This window comes from Streptomyces sp. CA189 (assembly GCF_056428985.1).
Window position 1 is genome coordinate 68045 of sequence record NZ_JBWJVM010000018.1, and the last position, 16257, is coordinate 84301.

The 16257-nt window shown below is 73.4% G+C and carries 20 protein-coding genes; 7 read left to right on the forward strand and 13 right to left on the reverse strand.

The window, feature by feature from the left end; translation table 11 throughout:
* Positions 1-3 precede the first annotated feature (3 nt).
* The gene (locus AC061S_RS17035; RefSeq protein ID WP_478686823.1) at positions 4-699 is read left to right on the forward strand and encodes a L,D-transpeptidase family protein; all 696 of its coding nucleotides are present in this window, start codon (positions 4-6) and stop codon (positions 697-699) included.
* Between the two features lie 8 nt (positions 700-707).
* On the opposite strand, the gene AC061S_RS17040 is transcribed toward AC061S_RS17035, so the two are convergent.
* From AC061S_RS17040 to AC061S_RS17065, 6 genes are all read right to left on the reverse strand, one after another.
* Positions 708-1244, reverse strand: coding sequence for an arginine repressor (locus AC061S_RS17040; protein WP_356880141.1), 537 nt, complete (start codon positions 1242-1244; stop codon positions 708-710).
* Between the two features lie 22 nt (positions 1245-1266).
* Positions 1267-2466: an acetylornithine transaminase gene (locus tag AC061S_RS17045; RefSeq protein ID WP_478686788.1), complete on the reverse strand. Its 1200-nt coding sequence runs from the start codon at positions 2464-2466 to the stop codon at positions 1267-1269.
* Entirely contained in the window at positions 2463-3446 is a 984-nt protein-coding gene (gene argB, locus AC061S_RS17050; protein WP_478686789.1) for an acetylglutamate kinase, read from the reverse strand. Before argB ends, AC061S_RS17045 begins: the two co-directional genes overlap by 4 nt.
* Entirely contained in the window at positions 3443-4600 is a 1158-nt protein-coding gene (argJ, locus tag AC061S_RS17055; RefSeq protein ID WP_478686790.1) for a bifunctional glutamate N-acetyltransferase/amino-acid acetyltransferase ArgJ, read from the reverse strand. Before argJ ends, argB begins: the two co-directional genes overlap by 4 nt.
* Entirely contained in the window at positions 4597-5625 is a 1029-nt protein-coding gene (gene argC, locus AC061S_RS17060) for an N-acetyl-gamma-glutamyl-phosphate reductase (RefSeq protein ID WP_478686791.1), read from the reverse strand. The genes argJ and argC overlap by 4 nt, the downstream gene beginning before the upstream one ends.
* A 105-nt stretch (positions 5626-5730) precedes the next feature.
* On the reverse strand, positions 5731-6879 hold the full coding sequence (locus AC061S_RS17065; protein ID WP_478686824.1) for a histidine kinase: 1149 nt from the start codon (positions 6877-6879) through the stop codon (positions 5731-5733).
* A gap of 285 nt (positions 6880-7164) precedes the next feature.
* Here AC061S_RS17065 and AC061S_RS17070 point away from each other — a divergent pair, with 285 nt between their 5' ends.
* The gene (locus AC061S_RS17070; protein ID WP_478686825.1) at positions 7165-7731 is read left to right on the forward strand and encodes a GlcG/HbpS family heme-binding protein; all 567 of its coding nucleotides are present in this window, start codon (positions 7165-7167) and stop codon (positions 7729-7731) included.
* Between the two features lie 128 nt (positions 7732-7859).
* Positions 7860-8576 (forward strand): DUF6215 domain-containing protein, encoded by a 717-nt coding sequence (locus AC061S_RS17075; RefSeq protein WP_478686792.1) that lies wholly within the window; start codon positions 7860-7862, stop codon positions 8574-8576.
* Positions 8577-8623: 47 nt separating this feature from the next.
* Here the strand turns inward: AC061S_RS17075 and AC061S_RS17080 are convergent, their stop codons facing one another.
* The 3 genes from AC061S_RS17080 to AC061S_RS17090 form a co-directional block, all read right to left on the reverse strand.
* Positions 8624-9040 (reverse strand): VOC family protein, encoded by a 417-nt coding sequence (locus AC061S_RS17080; protein ID WP_478686793.1) that lies wholly within the window; start codon positions 9038-9040, stop codon positions 8624-8626.
* A gap of 10 nt (positions 9041-9050) precedes the next feature.
* Positions 9051-9482 carry a helix-turn-helix domain-containing protein gene (locus AC061S_RS17085; protein WP_478686794.1) on the reverse strand — a complete coding sequence of 144 codons (432 nt, stop codon included), beginning with the start codon at positions 9480-9482 and terminating at the stop codon, positions 9051-9053.
* A 127-nt stretch (positions 9483-9609) separates the two neighbouring features.
* Positions 9610-10035 (reverse strand): DUF5997 family protein, encoded by a 426-nt coding sequence (locus AC061S_RS17090; protein ID WP_478686795.1) that lies wholly within the window; start codon positions 10033-10035, stop codon positions 9610-9612.
* A gap of 37 nt (positions 10036-10072) precedes the next feature.
* Here AC061S_RS17090 and AC061S_RS17095 point away from each other — a divergent pair, with 37 nt between their 5' ends.
* Positions 10073-10855, forward strand: coding sequence for a LysR family substrate-binding domain-containing protein (locus tag AC061S_RS17095; protein WP_478686796.1), 783 nt, complete (start codon positions 10073-10075; stop codon positions 10853-10855).
* 30 nt (positions 10856-10885) lie between these two features.
* Here AC061S_RS17095 and AC061S_RS17100 read toward each other — a convergent pair whose 3' ends face one another.
* Complete coding sequence (locus AC061S_RS17100) at positions 10886-11344, reverse strand: hypothetical protein (RefSeq protein ID WP_478686797.1); 459 nt, start codon at positions 11342-11344, stop codon at positions 10886-10888.
* A gap of 146 nt (positions 11345-11490) precedes the next feature.
* On the opposite strand from AC061S_RS17100, the gene AC061S_RS17105 reads away from it, so the two are divergent.
* On the forward strand, positions 11491-12093 hold the full coding sequence (locus AC061S_RS17105; protein WP_478686798.1) for a hypothetical protein: 603 nt from the start codon (positions 11491-11493) through the stop codon (positions 12091-12093).
* On the opposite strand, the gene AC061S_RS17110 is transcribed toward AC061S_RS17105, so the two are convergent.
* From AC061S_RS17110 to AC061S_RS17120, 3 genes are all read right to left on the reverse strand, one after another.
* Positions 12090-12872, reverse strand: a complete 783-nt coding sequence (locus AC061S_RS17110) for an N-acetyltransferase (RefSeq protein ID WP_478686799.1) — start codon at positions 12870-12872, stop codon at positions 12090-12092. The genes AC061S_RS17105 and AC061S_RS17110 overlap by 4 nt on opposite strands.
* Before the next feature lie 31 nt (positions 12873-12903).
* Positions 12904-13497, reverse strand: coding sequence for a histidine phosphatase family protein (locus AC061S_RS17115; protein WP_478686800.1), 594 nt, complete (start codon positions 13495-13497; stop codon positions 12904-12906).
* Between the two features lie 90 nt (positions 13498-13587).
* Entirely contained in the window at positions 13588-15033 is a 1446-nt protein-coding gene (locus AC061S_RS17120) for an aminotransferase-like domain-containing protein (protein WP_478686801.1), read from the reverse strand.
* Here AC061S_RS17120 and AC061S_RS17125 point away from each other — a divergent pair.
* Positions 15032-16006: a DMT family transporter gene (locus tag AC061S_RS17125; protein WP_478686802.1), complete on the forward strand. Its 975-nt coding sequence runs from the start codon at positions 15032-15034 to the stop codon at positions 16004-16006. The two genes, AC061S_RS17120 and AC061S_RS17125, sit on opposite strands and share 2 nt — an antisense overlap.
* Before the next feature lie 39 nt (positions 16007-16045).
* Positions 16046-16243: a DUF1918 domain-containing protein gene (locus AC061S_RS17130; RefSeq protein WP_478686803.1), complete on the forward strand. Its 198-nt coding sequence runs from the start codon at positions 16046-16048 to the stop codon at positions 16241-16243.
* Positions 16244-16257: the final 14 nt, after the last annotated feature.

Here is a 16257-nt window from a genome sequence, read left to right on the forward strand (position 1 = left end):
GTGCTGCGTACCGCGCTCGTCGCCGCCTCACTGATCGTCACCAGCCTGCTGGTACAGGGCCCCCACGGTGACCCGCCGCTGCCCGTCCTGCTCGCCGACACCGGCGGCGGCAGCCAGCTGATCACCGCCGTGGCTCCGGCCCCCGGCTCCACGACCGGGCGCCTGACCTGGTGGGACCGGCGTGCGGGGCGCTGGTACGCAGCGGGGAGCGCGCCGGCCCGCTTCGGCGCGAACGGGCTGACCGAGGGCGCGACCCGGACCCAGGGGACGGACACCACCCCGGCCGGCCTCTACGCACTCCCCTACGCCTTCGGCATCGCGCACGCCCCGGCCGGTACGGCGTACCGCTACCGGCGGGTGACCCCCGACTCCTGGTGGTGCCAGGACAACGCCTCGGCGAGCTACAACCGCTGGGTGGAGCCGCTGCCGGCGGACTGCGCCCCGGGCGAGGCGGAGCACCTGACCGCCTACGCGCAGCAGTACGCGCACGCGCTGGTCATCGCCTTCAACTACGAGCACCCGGCGCGCGGCCGGGGCGCGGGCATCTTCCTGCACGTGAACGGCAAGGGCGCGACGGCCGGCTGCGTCTCGGTCCCCGAGGGCGCGATGCGCGCGGTGCCGCGCTGGGCGAACCCGCGCAGGAGCCCGCACATCGCGATCGGCACGGAGTCGGGCGACCTGGCCGTCACCCGGTACTGACCTGCCGGTCAGCCCTCCTTCTGGGCCAGCCTCAGCAGGTGGTCGGCGAGGGCCTGGCCGCCCGCCGGGTCGCGGCTGATCAGCATCAGGGTGTCGTCACCCGCGATGGTGCCGAGGATGGCCTGGAGTTCGGCCTGGTCGATCGCGGAGGCGAGGAACTGGGCCGCACCCGGCGGGGTGCGCAGGACCACGAGGTTCGCGGAGGCCTCCGCGGAGATCAGCAGCTCGCCGGAGAGGCGCCGCATGCGCTCCTCCTTCGCCGATTCGCCGAGCGGCGCCTGCGGGGTGCGGAAGCCGCCCTCGCTGGGGACCGCGTAGATCAGCTCGCCGCCGGTGTTGCGGATCTTCACCGCGCCGAGCTCGTCGAGGTCGCGGCTGAGCGTCGCCTGGGTGACGCTCAGCCCGTCGTCGGCGAGCAGCTTGGCCAGCTGGCTCTGGGAGCGGACCGGCTGCCGGTTGAGGATGTCCACGATCCGGCGGTGGCGGGCGGTGCGGGTCTGCGGGACGGACTGGCCGTTCTGCTCGTGTTCCTGCGCCTGACTCATCGTCGTCCCATTCCCCGATTGATCATCCGTCCACGTCCGCGGCGGACTTCGCTGCGTCCAGCACGCCGGGCAGGGCCTGCAGGAACGCATCCACCTCGGCCTCGGAGAGCACGTACGGAGGCATGAGCCGTACGACGTCGGGGGCGGGCGCGTTGACCAGGAAGCCGGCGTCCTGAGCCGCGCGCTGGACCTGCGGTGCGAGCGGCTCGGTCAGCACGATACCCAGCAGAAGGCCTGCGCCGCGGACGTGCGAGACGAGCGGGTGTGCGAATCCTTCGATTCCGCCCCGCAGCCGCTCCCCGCGCTCCTTGACCTGGTCGAGGAGCCCGTCGGCGGCGATGGTGTCGATCACGGCGAGGCCGGCGGCGCACGCGACCGGGTTGCCGCCGAAGGTGGTGCCGTGCTGGCCGGGCTGGAGGAGGTCGGCCGCGGGTCCGAAGGCGGCGACGGCGCCGATCGGCAGACCGCCGCCGAGACCCTTCGCGAGTGTGACGATGTCGGGCTGCACGCCCTCGTGCGCCTGGTGCTCGAACCACTGGCCGCAGCGACCGATACCGGTCTGCACCTCGTCGAGGACGAGCAGGGTGCCGGTGGCCCGGGTGATCTCACGGGCGGCCGTGAGGTATCCGGCGGGGGGAACGACCACGCCGTTCTCGCCCTGGATCGGCTCGATGATCACGAACGCGGTCTCTTCGGTGACAGCGGCCCGCAGGGCCTCCACGTCGCCGTACGGAACGTGCGTGACGTCACCGGGCAGCGGCAGGAACGGGCCCTGCTTCGCAGGCTGGCCGGTGAGCGCCAGGGCGCCCATGGTGCGGCCGTGGAAGCCGCCGCCGGTGGCGACCATATGGGTCCGCCCGGTCAGCCGGCCGATCTTGAAGGCGGCCTCGACGGCCTCGGCGCCGGAGTTGCAGAAGAAAACCTTGCCGGGGCGGCCGAAGAGCTGGAGCAGCCGCTCGCCGAGCGCGAGGACCGGCTCGGAGGCGTAGAGGTTGGAGACGTGGCCCAGGGTGGAGATCTGCTCGGTCACGGCGGTGACGATGGCCGGGTGCGCGTGGCCGAGGGCGTTGACCGCGATGCCGCCGACGAAGTCGGTGTACTGCTTGCCGTCCGCGTCCCAGACCTGGGCACCGGCGCCGCGTACGAGCGCCAGCGCGGGGGTGCCGTAGTTGTTGGTCAGCGCGCCCTGCCAGCGGGCGGCGAACTCCTGGTTGCCGGTCATGCGTGGTCCCCTCCCTGTGTGTCGACGGCCTGTGTGTCGACGGCCTGCGTGTCGACGGCCTGCGTGTCCGCTGCCTGCGTGCCGAGCCCCTGGTCGTCGAGCACGACCATCGTGCCGATTCCCTCGTCCGTGAAGATCTCCAGCAGGATCGAGTGCTGGACCCGCCCGTCGATCACGCGGGCGGTGGTCACCCCGTTGCGGACGGCGTGCAGGCAGCCCTCCATCTTCGGGACCATGCCGCTGGACAGCTCGGGCAGCAGCTTCTCCAGCTGGCTGACGGTGAGCCTGCTGATGACCTCGTCGCTGTTGGGCCAGTCCGCGTAGAGCCCCTCCACGTCGGTGAGGACCATCAGCGTCTCGGCGCCGAGCGCGGCGGCGAGCGCCGCGGCCGCCGTGTCGGCGTTCACGTTGTAGACGTGGTGGTCGTCGGCGCTGCGCGCGATGGAGGAGATGACCGGGATCCGGCCGTCCGCCAGCAGTGCTTCGATCGCGCCGGTGTCGATGGCGGTGATCTCGCCGACCCGCCCGATGTCGACCCTCTCGCCGTCGATCTCGGGGGTGTGCTTGGTGGCGGTGATGGTGTGCGCGTCCTCGCCGGTCATGCCGACGGCGAGCGGCCCGTGCTGGTTGAGCAGCCCGACCAGCTCGCGCTGGACCTGCCCGGCCAGGACCATCCGTACGACGTCCATCGCCTCGGGCGTGGTGACGCGCAGGCCCGCCTTGAACTCGCTGACCAGGCCCTGCTTGTCGAGCTGGGCGTTGATCTGCGGGCCGCCGCCGTGCACGACGACCGGCTTCAGGCCGGCCTGGCGCAGGAAGACGACGTCCTGGGCGAAGGCCGCCTTCAGATCCTCGTCGATCATGGCGTTGCCGCCGAACTTGATGACGACGACCTTGCCGTTGTGCCGGGTCAGCCAGGGCAGGGCCTCGATGAGGATCTCGGCCTTGGGCAGCGCGGTGTGCCTGCGTGCAGTGCTCATGAGGAGTAGGCGCTGTTCTCGTGGACGTACTCGGCGGTCAGGTCGTTGGCCCAGATGACCGCGGACTCCGAACCGGTGGACAGGTCGGCGGTGATGCGGACCTCGCGGTCCTTCATCGAGACCAGGTCGCGGTCCTCGCCGACCGAGCCGTTCTTGCAGACCCAGACGTCGTTGATGGCGACGTTCAGCCGGTCCGGGTCGAAGGCGGCCTTCGTGGTGCCGATCGCGGACAGGACGCGGCCCCAGTTCGGGTCCTCGCCGTGGATGGCGCACTTGAGCAGGTTGTTCCGCGCGATGGACCGGCCGACCTCGACCGCGTCCTCCTCGGTGGCCGCGCCGATGACCTCGATGCGGATGTCCTTGCTGGCGCCCTCGGCGTCGCCGATGAGCTGGCGGGCCAGGTCGTCGCAGACCGTGCGCACGGCCTCCGCGAACGCCTCGTACGCCGGCACCTGGCCGGACGCGCCCGAGGCGAGCAGCAGCACCGTGTCGTTGGTGGACATGCAGCCGTCGGAGTCGACCCGGTCGAAGGTGGTGCGGGTCGCGGCGCGCAGCGCCTTGTCGAGGGTGGCGCTGTCCACGTCGGCGTCGGTGGTGAGGACGACGAGCATGGTGGCCAGGCCCGGGGCGAGCATGCCCGCGCCCTTGGCCATGCCGCCGACCGTCCAGCCGGCCTGGGAGACGGTCGCCGTCTTGTGCACGGTGTCGGTGGTCTTGATGGCGATCGCGGCGGCCTCGCCGCCGTCGGCGGAGAGCGCGGCGACCGCGGTCTCGATGCCGGGCAGCAGCTTGTCCATGGGGAGCAGGACGCCGATCAGACCGGTGGACGCGACGGCGACCTCGCCGGCGTTGACCTCGCCGCCCAGGGCCTCGGCGACCTTCTCCGCGGTGGCGTGGGTGTCCTGGAAGCCCCGGGGGCCGGTGCACGCGTTGGCGCCGCCGGAGTTGAGGACCACCGCGCTGACGGTGGCGCCGCGCAGGACCTGCTCGGACCAGTGGACGGGGGCGGCCTTGACCCGGTTGGAGGTGAAGACGCCCGCCACGGCCAGGCGCGGCCCGTTGTTGACCACGAGGGCCAGGTCGGGATTGCCGTTCGCCTTGATCCCGGCGGCGATGCCCGCCGCCGTGAACCCCTGTGCTGCCGTGACGCTCACGGTGCGACTCCGATCGTGGAAAGACCCAGCGCCTCGGGGAGCCCGAGGGCGATGTTCATGCTCTGGACCGCGCCGCCGGCGGTTCCCTTGGTCAGGTTGTCGATGGCGCTGATCGCGATGATCCGCTGCGCGGCCTCGTCGTACGCGACCTGGATCTGAACGGCGTTGGAACCGTAGACGGACGCCGTCGCAGGCCACTGGCCCTCGGGCAGCAGGTGCACGAAGGGCTCGTCCGCGTACGCCTTCTCGTACGCGGCGCGGACCGCGTCGGCCGTGGTGCCCGGCAGCGCCTTGGCGGTGCAGGTGGCCAGGATGCCGCGGGGCATCGGCGCCAGCGTGGGCGTGAAGGAGACGGAGACCCGCTGCCCGGCGAGGGGGCTGAGGTTCTGCACCATCTCGGGCGTGTGGCGGTGGCCGCCGCCGACCCCGTACGGGCTCATTGAGCCCATGACCTCGGAGCCCAGCAGGTTCGGCTTGAGGGCCTTGCCGGCGCCGGAGGTGCCGGAGGCGGCGACGATCACCGCCTCGGGCTCGGCGAGCTGCGCGGCGTAGGCCGGGAACAGCGCGAGCGAGACGGCGGTCGGGTAGCAGCCGGGGACGGCGATGCGCTTGGTGCCGGCCAGGGCGGCGCGGGCGCCGGGCAGCTCGGGGAGGCCGTAGGGCCAGGTCCCGGCGTGCGGGGCACCGTAGAACTTGTCCCAGTCGGCGGAGTCCTGGAGCCGGTGGTCGGCGCCCATGTCCACGACGAGGACCTCTTCGCCGAGCTGGGCGGCCACGGCGGCGGACTGCCCGTGCGGCAGGGCCAGGAAGACGACGTCATGGCCGGAGAGCACCTCGGGCGTGGTCGGCTCCAGAACGCGCCCGGCCAGCGGCACCAGGTGCGGCTGGAGCGCGCCGAGCGGCTGCCCGGCGTTGGAGTTCGCGGTCAGCGCGCCAATCTCGACCTCGGGGTGGGCCAGCAGCAGGCGCAGCACTTCCCCGCCCGCATACCCGCTCGCACCGGCCACCGCTACACGTACCACCATCGGACCCTCCTCCTCGATGGCATGACTATACGTACGACCGCACGTTTATGCAAAGCCCGTCACCTGCCCGTACTCCCCCAGTGTGACCCCCGCGCGGAGCCGATCTCACGACGGCAGGGGGATGGCGGCGGACACCACCGTGCCCTCACCGGGGATCGACTCGATGGTGAGGGTTCCGCCGAGCTGGCGCACGCGGGCGTGCATGGCGGGCACGCCGTGGCCGCGTACGCCGCCGGGCTTCCCGGCAGGGACGAAGCCGCGCCCGTCGTCCGCGACGTCGAGGACCACCTGGTCGTCCAGGTGGCTGATGGTCAGGGCCGCGGTGGTCGCGCCGGCGTGCTCGCGGACGTTGGCGAGGGCGCCCTGCGCGATCCGCAGCAGCGCGGACTGCACCCGTTCCGGAAGCGCGGTGGTGGGGGCGCCGTCCTGGAAGAAACTGACCTGGAGGGTGTCGGAGGTCTCCCGGCCGGCGAGAGCGCGCAGTGCGTCGTCGAGGCTGCCGCCGTCGGTGAGGTCGGCGGGGGCGAGGTCGTGCACGAAGCGGCGGGCCTCGGCGAGGTTGTGCTCGGCGATGGAAGCAGCCGTACGGACGTGGCGGCGGGCGGCCGCCGGGTCGCTGCTCCAGAGCCGGTCGGCGGCCTGGAGGAGCATCCGCTGGCTGGACAGGCCCTGGGCGAGGGTGTCGTGGATCTCCATGGAGAGCCGCTGGCGCTCGGCGAGGGTCCCTTCGCGGCGCTCGGTCTCGGCGAGTTCGCGCCGGGTCCGGATCAGGTCGGCGATGACGGTCCGCAGCCGGTCGGCCTGGCGCTGCGAGTAGACGAAGACCGCCGTGGCGACGGCCGCCCCGGCCGGCGGCGCGAAGATCAGGTTGGGGTCGAAGCCGAAGCGCAGCCGCAGATTGACCCCTGCCGCCACGACGCAGGCGGTGATCAGCGCGACCAGGATGATCGCGGACCGGGTGCGCAGGAAACGCAGGCCGGTGTAGAAGAGCGGCACCGCGCACCAGCCGAAGCTCGGCGCGAGCACGACCAGGGTGAGCCACGATCCGATCACCGCGGTCAGCCAGAGCACGGGGGCCGGGGCGAGCCCGCCGGATGCCGGCGTCCGCTCGGGGCCGAGGATCGGACCGAGTACGTAGAGCAGGGCGAGCGCGACGGCGAGGGCGATCACCCACGGAGTGGCGCGGGCGCTCGGGTGGACGATCAGGTACCGGGTCAGTGACGAGCACAGGAGCACGAAGAACGCCACGTGCATCACGGTCGCGAGCCAGCCCGCGTCGGGGTCGGCCTCGGCCTCTTCCTTGTCGAGGAGCACCCGCTCGTTCGTCCGCACCGCTTCACTCCCTGCTCCCGACTGCTTCCCAGATCAAGACTATCCGGGAGGATCTACGCGATATCGACCGATCGGTTGACCCTCATGTCCTCCGACAGGGGCGGCGGACGGAGCCCGCAGGCCGACCGTCGGAGGCCCGGAGCGGCAGCAGGATGGATCACAGAGCGGGACCGCAGAGCGTCCCGTGATCCCAAGGAGCTGATGATCGTGAAGAAGCTGTCGCTGCGCACCCGCGTCCTGACCGGTACCGTCGCCGGCGCCGCCCTCGCCGCCGGTGCCCTCGGCGCGGCCTCCGCCCACGCCGCGGCCACGGACGCCGCGCCCGCCACGGCGGTGGCGGTGGCCACCGCGGACGCCAAGAACAAGAACACGGCGCAGTCGACGCATCTGACGATCGAGGCGGCGACGAAGGCCGCCCGGGCGGCCCTGGACGCCGCGGAGAAGGAGAAGCAGCGGGTATCGGTGGCGGTGGTGGACCGCAACGGCACCACCGTCGTGACCCTGCGCGGCGACGGCGCCGGCCCGCAGTCCTACGAGGCCGCCGTGCGGAAGGCGTACACCGCCGTCTCCTGGAACGCCCCGACCTCGGAGCTGGCCGAGCGCCTGGCCCAGGCCCCGAACCTGAAGGACGTCCCCGGCACCCTCTTCCTCGGCGGCGGCGCTCCCGTCGCCGCCAAGGGCGCTCCCATCGCCGGCATCGGAGTCGCCGGCGCGCCGTCCGGAGACCTCGACGAGAAGTTCGCCCGGGTCGGCGTCGCAGCCCTCGCCAAGTAGGCGCCCCGGCACCTGTCCCCGTACGGCCCGGAGGGCGCGGTCACGCCCCTGGCGATTCCTTGTCCGCCGGGAAGATCGCGGGTTAAGGTCCCCGGGCAACTATCGGGGGATCACAGCAGGTGGGGGACATGACCGAAGGCGTCGGCACGATCACCGTGCGCGCGGCGATAGGCCAGGGCATCGCGGCCGTGGGCGTGATCGGGGCCATGGGGGCCGGCCTCTGGATGGCCGGGGAGTCGGTGAATTCGAGCGCTGAGCCGAGGCCCGTCACCTGCTCGAACGGGCAGCCCGAGAAGACGCCGGGAAAGACGCCGGGGAAGACGCCCGCGCAGACCGCGGACGAGTCCGGGGCCGAGCCGGGGCACGCCTCCGGGGCCCAGCTGTGCGCGGCGCTGCACCGTCCCGACCTCGCCGATCTGCTGGGCACTCCGGGGGAGGCCGCGAAGAACGCGAACGGCAGCGGCAGCACCTTCAAGCCCGCCGGCGGCGGCGAGGAGGTCCACACCCCCTCGGGCAAGGTCGAGTTCGAGACCTACACCGCGCACCTGAGCGCCTCGTACAACCAGCTGACGGTCGCGAGCCTGGTCAAGCTCCTGGGGACCGTCACTCCGCCGCAGACGGTCCTGGGCCGCCCGGCCGCCTTCTACTCGGACCGCACCCTCAGCGTCGGCGGCCCCGGCGTCCGCACCCGCGCCCTCGTGGTGGCCCGGGACGCGGAGGACGGCGGCGGCTACTTCGAGCTGAACCTGTGGCGCTCCGACGGCAAGATGCCCGAGGACGCGGTACTGCTGCGCGTGGCCGAGCAGGTGCTGCCCACGGTCCCGGGGTGGGCCGCCGCCGGGTGAGGGCGAGCGGCGGGTGAGGGCGGGCGGCGGCGGGCCCGGTACGGGGGTCAGCCGTTTCGGGGCTGGTTGAAGCGGAGCATGTTGCCCGCCGGGTCGCGGAAGGCACAGTCGCGGACCCCGTACGGCTGGTCGACGGGCTCCTGGAGCACCTCGGCGCCGGCGGCCCGGATCCGCTCGAAGGTGGCGTCCACGTCGTCCGTGGAGAAGATGACCCCGCGGAGCACGCCCTTGGCCAGCAGTTCCGCCATCGCCTGCCGGTCGGCCGGCGAGGCACCGGGATCGGCGAGCGGCGGTTCGAGGACGATCTCCACGTCGGGCTGCTCGGGCGAGCCGACGGTCACCCAGCGCATCCCCTCGAACGCGACGTCGTTGCGGACTTCCATGCCGAGGGCGTCGCGGTAGAAGGCGAGTGCCTTGTCGTGGTCGTCGACGGCGATGAAGCACTGCGAGAGCTTGATGGTCATGCCCCGAACGCTACGACGCGGCCGCGGATCCCGCTCCCCCGTTGCCGGCGGAGTTCCGGACCGGCCGGGTGAAGGCCTTGGCGACGCACGCCGGGATGGCGGCGCCGGCCTCGTGGCGCCGGGCCCGGTAGGCGCTGGGGGTCTCGCCGACCAGCTCCGTGAAGCGCGAGCTGAACGACCCCAGCGAGGTGCAGCCGACCGCGAAGCAGACTTCGGTCACGCTCAGGTCGCCCCTGCGCAGCAGCGCCTTCGCGCGCTCGACGCGGCGGGTCATGAGATAGCTGTACGGGGTCTCTCCGAAGGCCGCCCGGAAGCTGCGGGAGAAGTGCCCGGGCGACATGAGGGCGACGCCGGCCAGTGCCGGTACGTCCAGCGGCTCGGCGTAGTCGCGGTCCATCACGTCCCGGACGCGCCGCAGCCGCACCAGGTCCTCGATCATCACGCGCACCAGCATCTCACGGCCGGTGCGGGCCGAGGGGGCGCGGAGGCCGAGGGGACACGGCCGGGGCCGCGAGGCCGTGAGGCCGGGAGCGCGCCGGATTCCCGGATGCCTCCCGGCTGCCCGTCGGCTACTTCTCGGTCTTCGCGGCCTTCTCGGCCTTCTCCGCCTGCATCTGCTTGATGCGGACGGTCTCCTTGCGGACGTCGGCCTGGGTGGCGCGCTCCTTCGCGAGCCACTCCGGCATCTCCTGCTTCAGGGCCTCGACCTGCTCCGTGGTGAGCGGCTCGGTGACACCGCCGCGCGCCAGACCGGCGATGGAGATGCCGAGCTTCGACGCGACCACCGGACGGGGGTGCGGGCCGTTGTTCCGGAGGTCCTGCAGCCACTGGGGCGGCTCGGCCTGGAGGGCGGTCAGCTCGGTGCGCGAGACGACACCCTCCTGGAACTCTGCGGGGGTGGCCTCGAGGTACACACCCAGCTTCTTCGCCGCAGTAGCGGGCTTCATGGTCTGGGTGGTCTGGTGCGACGTCATGGGGTCAAGGGTATCGAGCATGTGCGCCACCTCCGACCACGGCCGGTAATCTGGCCGGGTGACAGACTCCCGGACACCCCCGTCGTTCCAGCTCGCATACGTCCCCGGGGTGACTCCCACCAAGTGGGTCCGGATCTGGAAGGAGCGACTGCCCGACGTTCCGCTGACCCTCGTCCCGGTCGGTCCGGCCGAAGCCCCCGCCCTGCTGCGGGGCGGCGGCGCCGACGCCGGGTTCGTGCGGCTGCCGATCGACCGTACGGACCTCAGCGCGATCCCGCTCTACACCGAGACCACGGTCGTCGTGATCCCGAAGGACCACCTCATGGCCGCGGCCGAGGAGCTGTCCCTCGCGGAGCTGGCCGACGACATCGTGCTCCACCCGCTGGACGACACCCTCGAGTGGGAGCAGCTGCCGGGCAAGGCCGCGCTCCAGCGCCCGGAGACCACGGCCGACGCGATCGAGCTGGTGGCGGCGGGCATCGGGGTCCTGGTCGTGCCCCAGTCGCTCGCGCGGCTGCACCACCGCAAGGACCTCACGTACCGGACCCTGCTGGACGCCCCCGAGTCGCGCGTCGCGCTGTCCTGGCCCGAGGCGGACGTCACTCCCGACCTGGTCGAGGAGTTCATCGGGATCGTGCGCGGGCGGACCGTCAACAGCTCGCGCGGGCGCGGCCGTACGCAGCCGGAGCCCGAGCAGAAGAAGGCGAAGCCGGCAGCGCGGAAGCCGGCAGCGCGGTCGGGCGGCAAGCCGGCCGCCAAGAACCCGCGGTCCGGAGCCCCCAAGGGCGGCAAGGCCACGGCCAAGTCCACCGGCAAGCGCGGCAAGCCCCGCGGCCGATAGGCCCGTCGGGCGCGTGATCGCCGGCTCGGCTCAGCCGCCGACCAGCTGGACGGCGGCGGCCAGCGAGGCGACGGCGGGCACCACCCCGATGACCACGGCGGCGAACGTGGAGACCGTGGCCGGGGTCGGGTACGCGCGCGGGTCGGCGAAGCTCGCGCACAGCAAAAGCAGTGACGGGGGCAGGAAGACCCACGCACCCGCCGGCACGCCGAAGACCGACCACGCCGGCAGCACCACCGCGAGGGCCGCGCACGAGGTCGTGAACCAGGCCCGCTTCGCGCGCAGGGCCGGCGGCGCCGCGAGCAGGAGGACCGGGGCGATCAGCGCGAACGGCGACAGCCCCGCCCGGACCATCTCCACCACGGGCGGAACCGGGAGGATCAGCGCGGCCAGCGCGATCCCCTGCTGCCACGGGTGGGCGGCCCGCGCCCGGCGCATCGCTACGCCGCCGCCCGCCGCGCCCCGCCCGGGCGCCACGATCCCCGCCATGCCCGCTCCCTCCGGCCGCCACGTTCGACTTGAACGCGTTCAAGCTAGTCGGTATTCGCACTCCCTGGCGATGACCTGAGGGCGTTGCGCCCGCCACACACCCGTCCCTATAGTCACTTCGTATTCATTTCGTCACACTGAGTGAGATGGGGGCAAGGGTGTTACGTATCGGCAAGGGACTGGCCCGCAAGGGAGTGGCCTCGCTCGCCGCACTGGCCGCCGGGGCGGTCCTCGCCCTGGGCGTGGGGGCCGCGTCCGCGAGCGCTGCCGAGGGCTCGTGCGCCGGCGGCGCCACCGGGCGGCTGCCGCGACTGCAGGACCACCGGTTCTACGTACAGTGCGCGGGCGGGGTCGCCACCGTCGCGGCCTGCCCCACCGGGCAGGTCTACGCTCCCGGGCCGCAGCTCTGCCAGGCCCCCGAGCTGGTCCGGCCCGCCGTGGCCACCGTCACCACGGCCGGTCCGGCGAAGCTGAACGGGCTGCTCTTCGGGGTCAAGAACCTCAGCACCACCGTGCGGATCGCGGACGCTCCGGCCGGGCTGGACGGCGTACCGGTCACCTTCACCACCGTCGGCGGCCGGACGCTCTGCACCGCCGTCACCGACCAGTTCGGAGCCGCCCGCTGCGACACCCCGGCCCGGCTCACGATCCCGCTGGACGAGCTCCTGCGCGGCTACCGGGCGAACTACGCGGGCATCGGCGGGATCTACCTCCCGTCCTCCGCCACCGCCCCCATCTCGGTCCTCTAGGAGACGGCCCCCAGCGCGTGCCGGACCCAGACGTTCGGTTCCACGTAGACCGCGTAGCCCTGCTCCGGTTCGCAGCGGACCGGGGACAGGGCGCCCGGAACGCGGACCGGGCCCGCCGTGTCGAAGGGGAGGCCGGTCCACTCGCGCCACTGCGCGAGGGAGCCGGTGATCGTCATCGACAGCGGGGCCACCGAGTCGATGACGGCGCCCGCCCGCACGTGGACCCGTAGCCACGGGTCGTACGGGAGGCCGTCCTCGCGGGTGCGGTACGCGTACGCGTGGATCGAGGCGTCCGGCTCGGCCGGCTTTCCGCTGGGCCGGACCGGCGCCACCACCTCGGCGAAACCGCGCGCCCGGGCCGTCTCCCGCAGGGCGGCGAGCATCCGGCCGGACAGGCCCTCGCCCTGCCGGTCGGTGGCGACGCTTATCTCGAGCGCGCTCACCGTGTCGGTCTCGGCCCCGCGCCGCAGGTCGGAGAAGGCCCACATCAGGATCCGGTCCCAGCCCTGTGCGGGCAGCACCCCGTCGCGGCCCGGCGCGTGCTGCGCGAAGGGCACGCCGAAGGCGCGGGCGACCACCGCGTCGCCGTCCGTGGCGATCAGCACGTACTCCGGGAACTCGGCCACGATCCGGGGATACAGCAGCCAGGCCAGCGAGTCGTGCTGGGCGAACTCGGGCCAGGAGTCCTTCATGTCCCAGAGCCGGTCCGCCAGTTCGGGCCGCTCCGCGAGCGTGGTGATCCGGATGCCCGCGACGCCTATGTCTGTGATGTCGTCCATGCCCGCAGGCTAAGCACGCCTCACCTGCGCCTCAACCGATATAACCGGTTCCGGCGGGAGCCGGGAGGGAGAGGTGCCAGCACCGCGGCCGGCCGGCGAGGGTGAGCGTGGACAGCGGGCGGACGTCCACGTTCCAGTACGTCAGCGGCGGCGCGTTCAGCGCGTACACGAGCGCCGCCCGGACCACCGACGGCTCCGCCACCGCCACGATCGCTCCCCCGTCGTCGGCCGGCCGGGTGTCGAGCCAGCCGCCGATCCGGGCGATGAAGGCGAGCAGGGACTCCCCGCCGTGCGGGGCGGCGTGCGGATCGGTGAGCCAGAGGTCCACGGCCGCGGGGTCCCGGGCGGCCACCTCGGCCAGGGTGAGCCCGCGCCAGCGGCCCATGTCGCACTCCCGCAGGGCGGGTTGCGCCATCGGGGCGTAGCCGAGGGCGGTCCCCGTGGCCCGGCTGCGCGAGGTCGGTGAACAGTAGCGGAGCTCGGCCGAGCCCAGCGGCACGAGCCCGCGCGCGGCGGATTCCACCGCGCGCCAGCCGTCCACGTCGAGGGGGCGGTCGTCGTCGAAGCGCTCGGCGAGCAGCGAGGTACCACGGGCTGCTGCGACTAGCGAAACCCGAACATGCATGCGGCGATGGTGATCCGCGTGTCGCACGGGGTCAAGCGTCTGAACGAAGCCGGCTCCGGGCCTCGGTCCGGGCCCGGTCCGGCAGGCGGCTCAGCCCCCGCCGCCGGCCCCGCCTCCCAGCCCCGACCGCAGCCGCCGGACGGCCTCGGTCAGCTCGCCCGCGCCGGACACCCCGGCGAAGCTCAGCCGGACGAACGGACCGGGCGGCTCCGCGCAGAAGTACGGCCGCCCCGGCGCGACCGCGACCCCGGCCCGCAGGGCGGCCGCCACGAAGGCCGCGTCGTCGCCGCCCCCGCCGGGCCGCGCCCACAACTGGTAGCCGCCGCGCGGCGGATGGGGCACGTCCAGCTCCGGCAGCTCCCGCCGCAGCGCCGCCGTGAGGACGTCCCGGCGGTGGCGCAGCTCGGCGGCGACGGCCTTGAGGTGGCGCGGCCAGGCGGGTGCGCCGACCAGTTCCAGGGCGGCCTCCTGGAGCGGCCGGGGCACGAAGAAGCTGTCCACGACCTGGATGGCGCGCAGCCGGTCGAAGACCGGGCCCCGGGCCGCCAGCGCGCCCACCCGCAGGCTGGGCGAGGTGACCTTGGTCAGCGACCGTACGTGGACGACCACCCCGTCCGGGTCCTCGGCGGCGAGCGGCGCGGGCAGCGGGCCCGAGTCCTCGTGTGCCAGGGACCGCGCATAGTCGTCCTCCAGTACGAATGCCCCGGCGGCACGCGCGATCCGCAGCACCTCGCCCCGCCGCTCGCCGGACAGCACGGCCCCGGTCGGGTTCTGGAACAGCGGCTGGCATACGAACACCCGCGCCCCGGTCGCTTCGAAGGCGGCGGCCAGCAATTCCGGCCGGACCCCGTCCGCGTCCACCGGGACGGGCACCGGCCGGCAGCCGGCGGCCCGCGCGAGGGCCAGCAGCCCCGGATAGGTCGGGGATTCGACGAGGATCGGCGCCCCGGGCGGGGCGAGCGCCCGCAGCGCGGTGGCGAGCGCGCTCTGGCCGCCCGCGGTCACCAGCACGTCCCCGGCCGCGACCGCCCCGCCGATCTCCCGGGCGAACCAGTCCCGCAGCTCCGCCAGGCCCTCCACGGGCGGCCTGCCCCACACTCCGGGCCGCCGGCCGGCCCGGGCGAGGGCCGCCGCCATGGCCCGCTCGGGCTGGAGCGCCGAGTGCAGGTAGCCGCTGTGCAGTTCGATGACCCCGGCCGGCGGTGCGGCCAGGGTGACCAGCACCCCGGAGGCGTCCACGGAGCGCGGGACCACCTCGCCCGAGTCCTCGGCGCTCAGGGCGACGGCCTGCCAGGAGGTGTCGCCGAGCTCCTGGGTGTGCGTACGGGGCTGCGCGCGGTAGGCCCCGGCTCCGGGGCGGGTGACCACGAGGCCTTCGGCGGCGAGCTGTGCGAGGGCCCGGGAGACGGTGACGGGACTGACCCGGTACTGCTCGACCAGGGACCGGCTCGACGGGAGCTTTCCACCCACCGAGTAGCGGTTCAGCTCGACTCGAAGGGATTCCGCCAGTTCCGCCACACTGCTACGCTCGTACATGACAGCACAGAATAGCGCTACTCTCCCCACCGCGATAGCAGTTCGGGGGACCGCAGCACGGCGGCCCCGACCCGCCCTCGGGGGCACCACCCTCGCGGCGGCCGGAGTCGTCGCCTTCTCGCTGACCTTCCCCGGCACCGCCTGGGGCCTGGAGAGCTTCGGCCCCTGGTCCCTTTTCGGGCTGCGCTGTCTGCTGGCGGGCCTGACGGCCGGCGCCTTCCTGCTGGCCCTGCGCGTGCCGCTGCCCGCCCGCGCCCACTGGGCGGGGCTGGCGGTCGTCGCCGGCGGCGTGGTCGTCGGCTTCCCCCTGCTGACCACCCTGGCCCTGCAGACGTCCACCACCTCGCACGCCGCCGTGGTGGTGGGCCTGCTGCCGCTGACCACGGCGGTCGTCTCCTCGCTGCGCACCGGAGCCCGGCCCTCGCGGCGGTTCTGGGCCGCGGCCGTCGCCGGCGCGGTCGTCGTCCTCGGGTTCACCGTGGCCCAGAGCGGCGGCACCCTCTCGGGCGGCGACGCCTTCCTCTTCGGCGCGCTGCTCGTGTGCGCGGCCGGGTACACCGAGGGCGGGCGCCTCGCCCGGCTGCTGCCCGGTTGGCAGGTGATCGCCTGGGCGCTGGTGGTGTGCCTGCCCATCGGCCTGGCCGGCTCCGCGGTCGGGCTCGCGTACGAACCGGTGCACCTCACCGGCCGCGGGGTGGCCGGGCTCGTCTGGGTGGCGGTGGGCTCCTCCTTCCTCGGCCTCTACGTCTGGTACCGGGGCATGGCCGAGATCGGCACCGCCCGCGCGAGCCAGCTCCAGCTCGCACAGCCGCTGCTGACCCTGGTGTGGTCGGTGCTGCTGCTCGGCGAGCACCTGTCACCGGCGGCCCCCGTCGCCGCCTGCGCGGTGCTCGTCTGCATCGCCGTGACGCAGCGCCCCGAGGCCGGACGGACGGGCCGACCCGACAGGTCAAACAGCACCGAAACGACCTAAACTGCTAGCACCGGATCGGACCACCGAGGGAGGTCAGCTATGCGCGCGACCGAGGGCGACCAGCTGGTTCAGCACGGCAGGATCGTGGGCCAGCACGACAAGGTCGGAGAGATCACCCAGGTCCTGGGAGAGAACGGCACCCCTCCCTACCGCGTCCGCTTCGCGGACGGACACGAGGCCGTCATGTCCCCCGGCCCCGACTGCGTCGTGAAGCACCCGGCCGACCACGACCACTGACGGGCCGCCCCTGA

Excerpts from the sequence above, each read along its gene's own strand:
- argC (WP_478686791.1), bottom strand. The coding sequence starts at position 5,625 with ATGGTGGTACGTGTAGCGGTGGCCGGTGCGAGCGGGTATGCGGGCGGG.
- AC061S_RS17100 (WP_478686797.1), bottom strand. The coding sequence starts at position 11,344 with ATGGCGGGGATCGTGGCGCCCGGGCGGGGCGCGGCGGGCGGCGGCGTA.
- AC061S_RS17115 (WP_478686800.1), bottom strand. The coding sequence starts at position 13,497 with ATGCATGTTCGGGTTTCGCTAGTCGCAGCAGCCCGTGGTACCTCGCTG.
- AC061S_RS17045 (WP_478686788.1), bottom strand. The coding sequence starts at position 2,466 with ATGACCGGCAACCAGGAGTTCGCCGCCCGCTGGCAGGGCGCGCTGACC.
- AC061S_RS17075 (WP_478686792.1), top strand. The coding sequence starts at position 7,860 with ATGACCGAAGGCGTCGGCACGATCACCGTGCGCGCGGCGATAGGCCAG.
- AC061S_RS17125 (WP_478686802.1), top strand. The coding sequence starts at position 15,032 with ATGACAGCACAGAATAGCGCTACTCTCCCCACCGCGATAGCAGTTCGG.
- AC061S_RS17105 (WP_478686798.1), top strand. The coding sequence starts at position 11,491 with ATGGGGGCAAGGGTGTTACGTATCGGCAAGGGACTGGCCCGCAAGGGA.
- argB (WP_478686789.1), bottom strand. The coding sequence starts at position 3,446 with ATGAGCACTGCACGCAGGCACACCGCGCTGCCCAAGGCCGAGATCCTC.
- AC061S_RS17090 (WP_478686795.1), bottom strand. The coding sequence starts at position 10,035 with ATGCTCGATACCCTTGACCCCATGACGTCGCACCAGACCACCCAGACC.
- AC061S_RS17065 (WP_478686824.1), bottom strand. The coding sequence starts at position 6,879 with ATGCACGTGGCGTTCTTCGTGCTCCTGTGCTCGTCACTGACCCGGTAC.
- AC061S_RS17040 (WP_356880141.1), bottom strand. The coding sequence starts at position 1,244 with ATGAGTCAGGCGCAGGAACACGAGCAGAACGGCCAGTCCGTCCCGCAG.
- AC061S_RS17110 (WP_478686799.1), bottom strand. The coding sequence starts at position 12,872 with ATGGACGACATCACAGACATAGGCGTCGCGGGCATCCGGATCACCACG.
- AC061S_RS17080 (WP_478686793.1), bottom strand. The coding sequence starts at position 9,040 with ATGACCATCAAGCTCTCGCAGTGCTTCATCGCCGTCGACGACCACGAC.
- AC061S_RS17130 (WP_478686803.1), top strand. The coding sequence starts at position 16,046 with ATGCGCGCGACCGAGGGCGACCAGCTGGTTCAGCACGGCAGGATCGTG.
- AC061S_RS17120 (WP_478686801.1), bottom strand. The coding sequence starts at position 15,033 with ATGTACGAGCGTAGCAGTGTGGCGGAACTGGCGGAATCCCTTCGAGTC.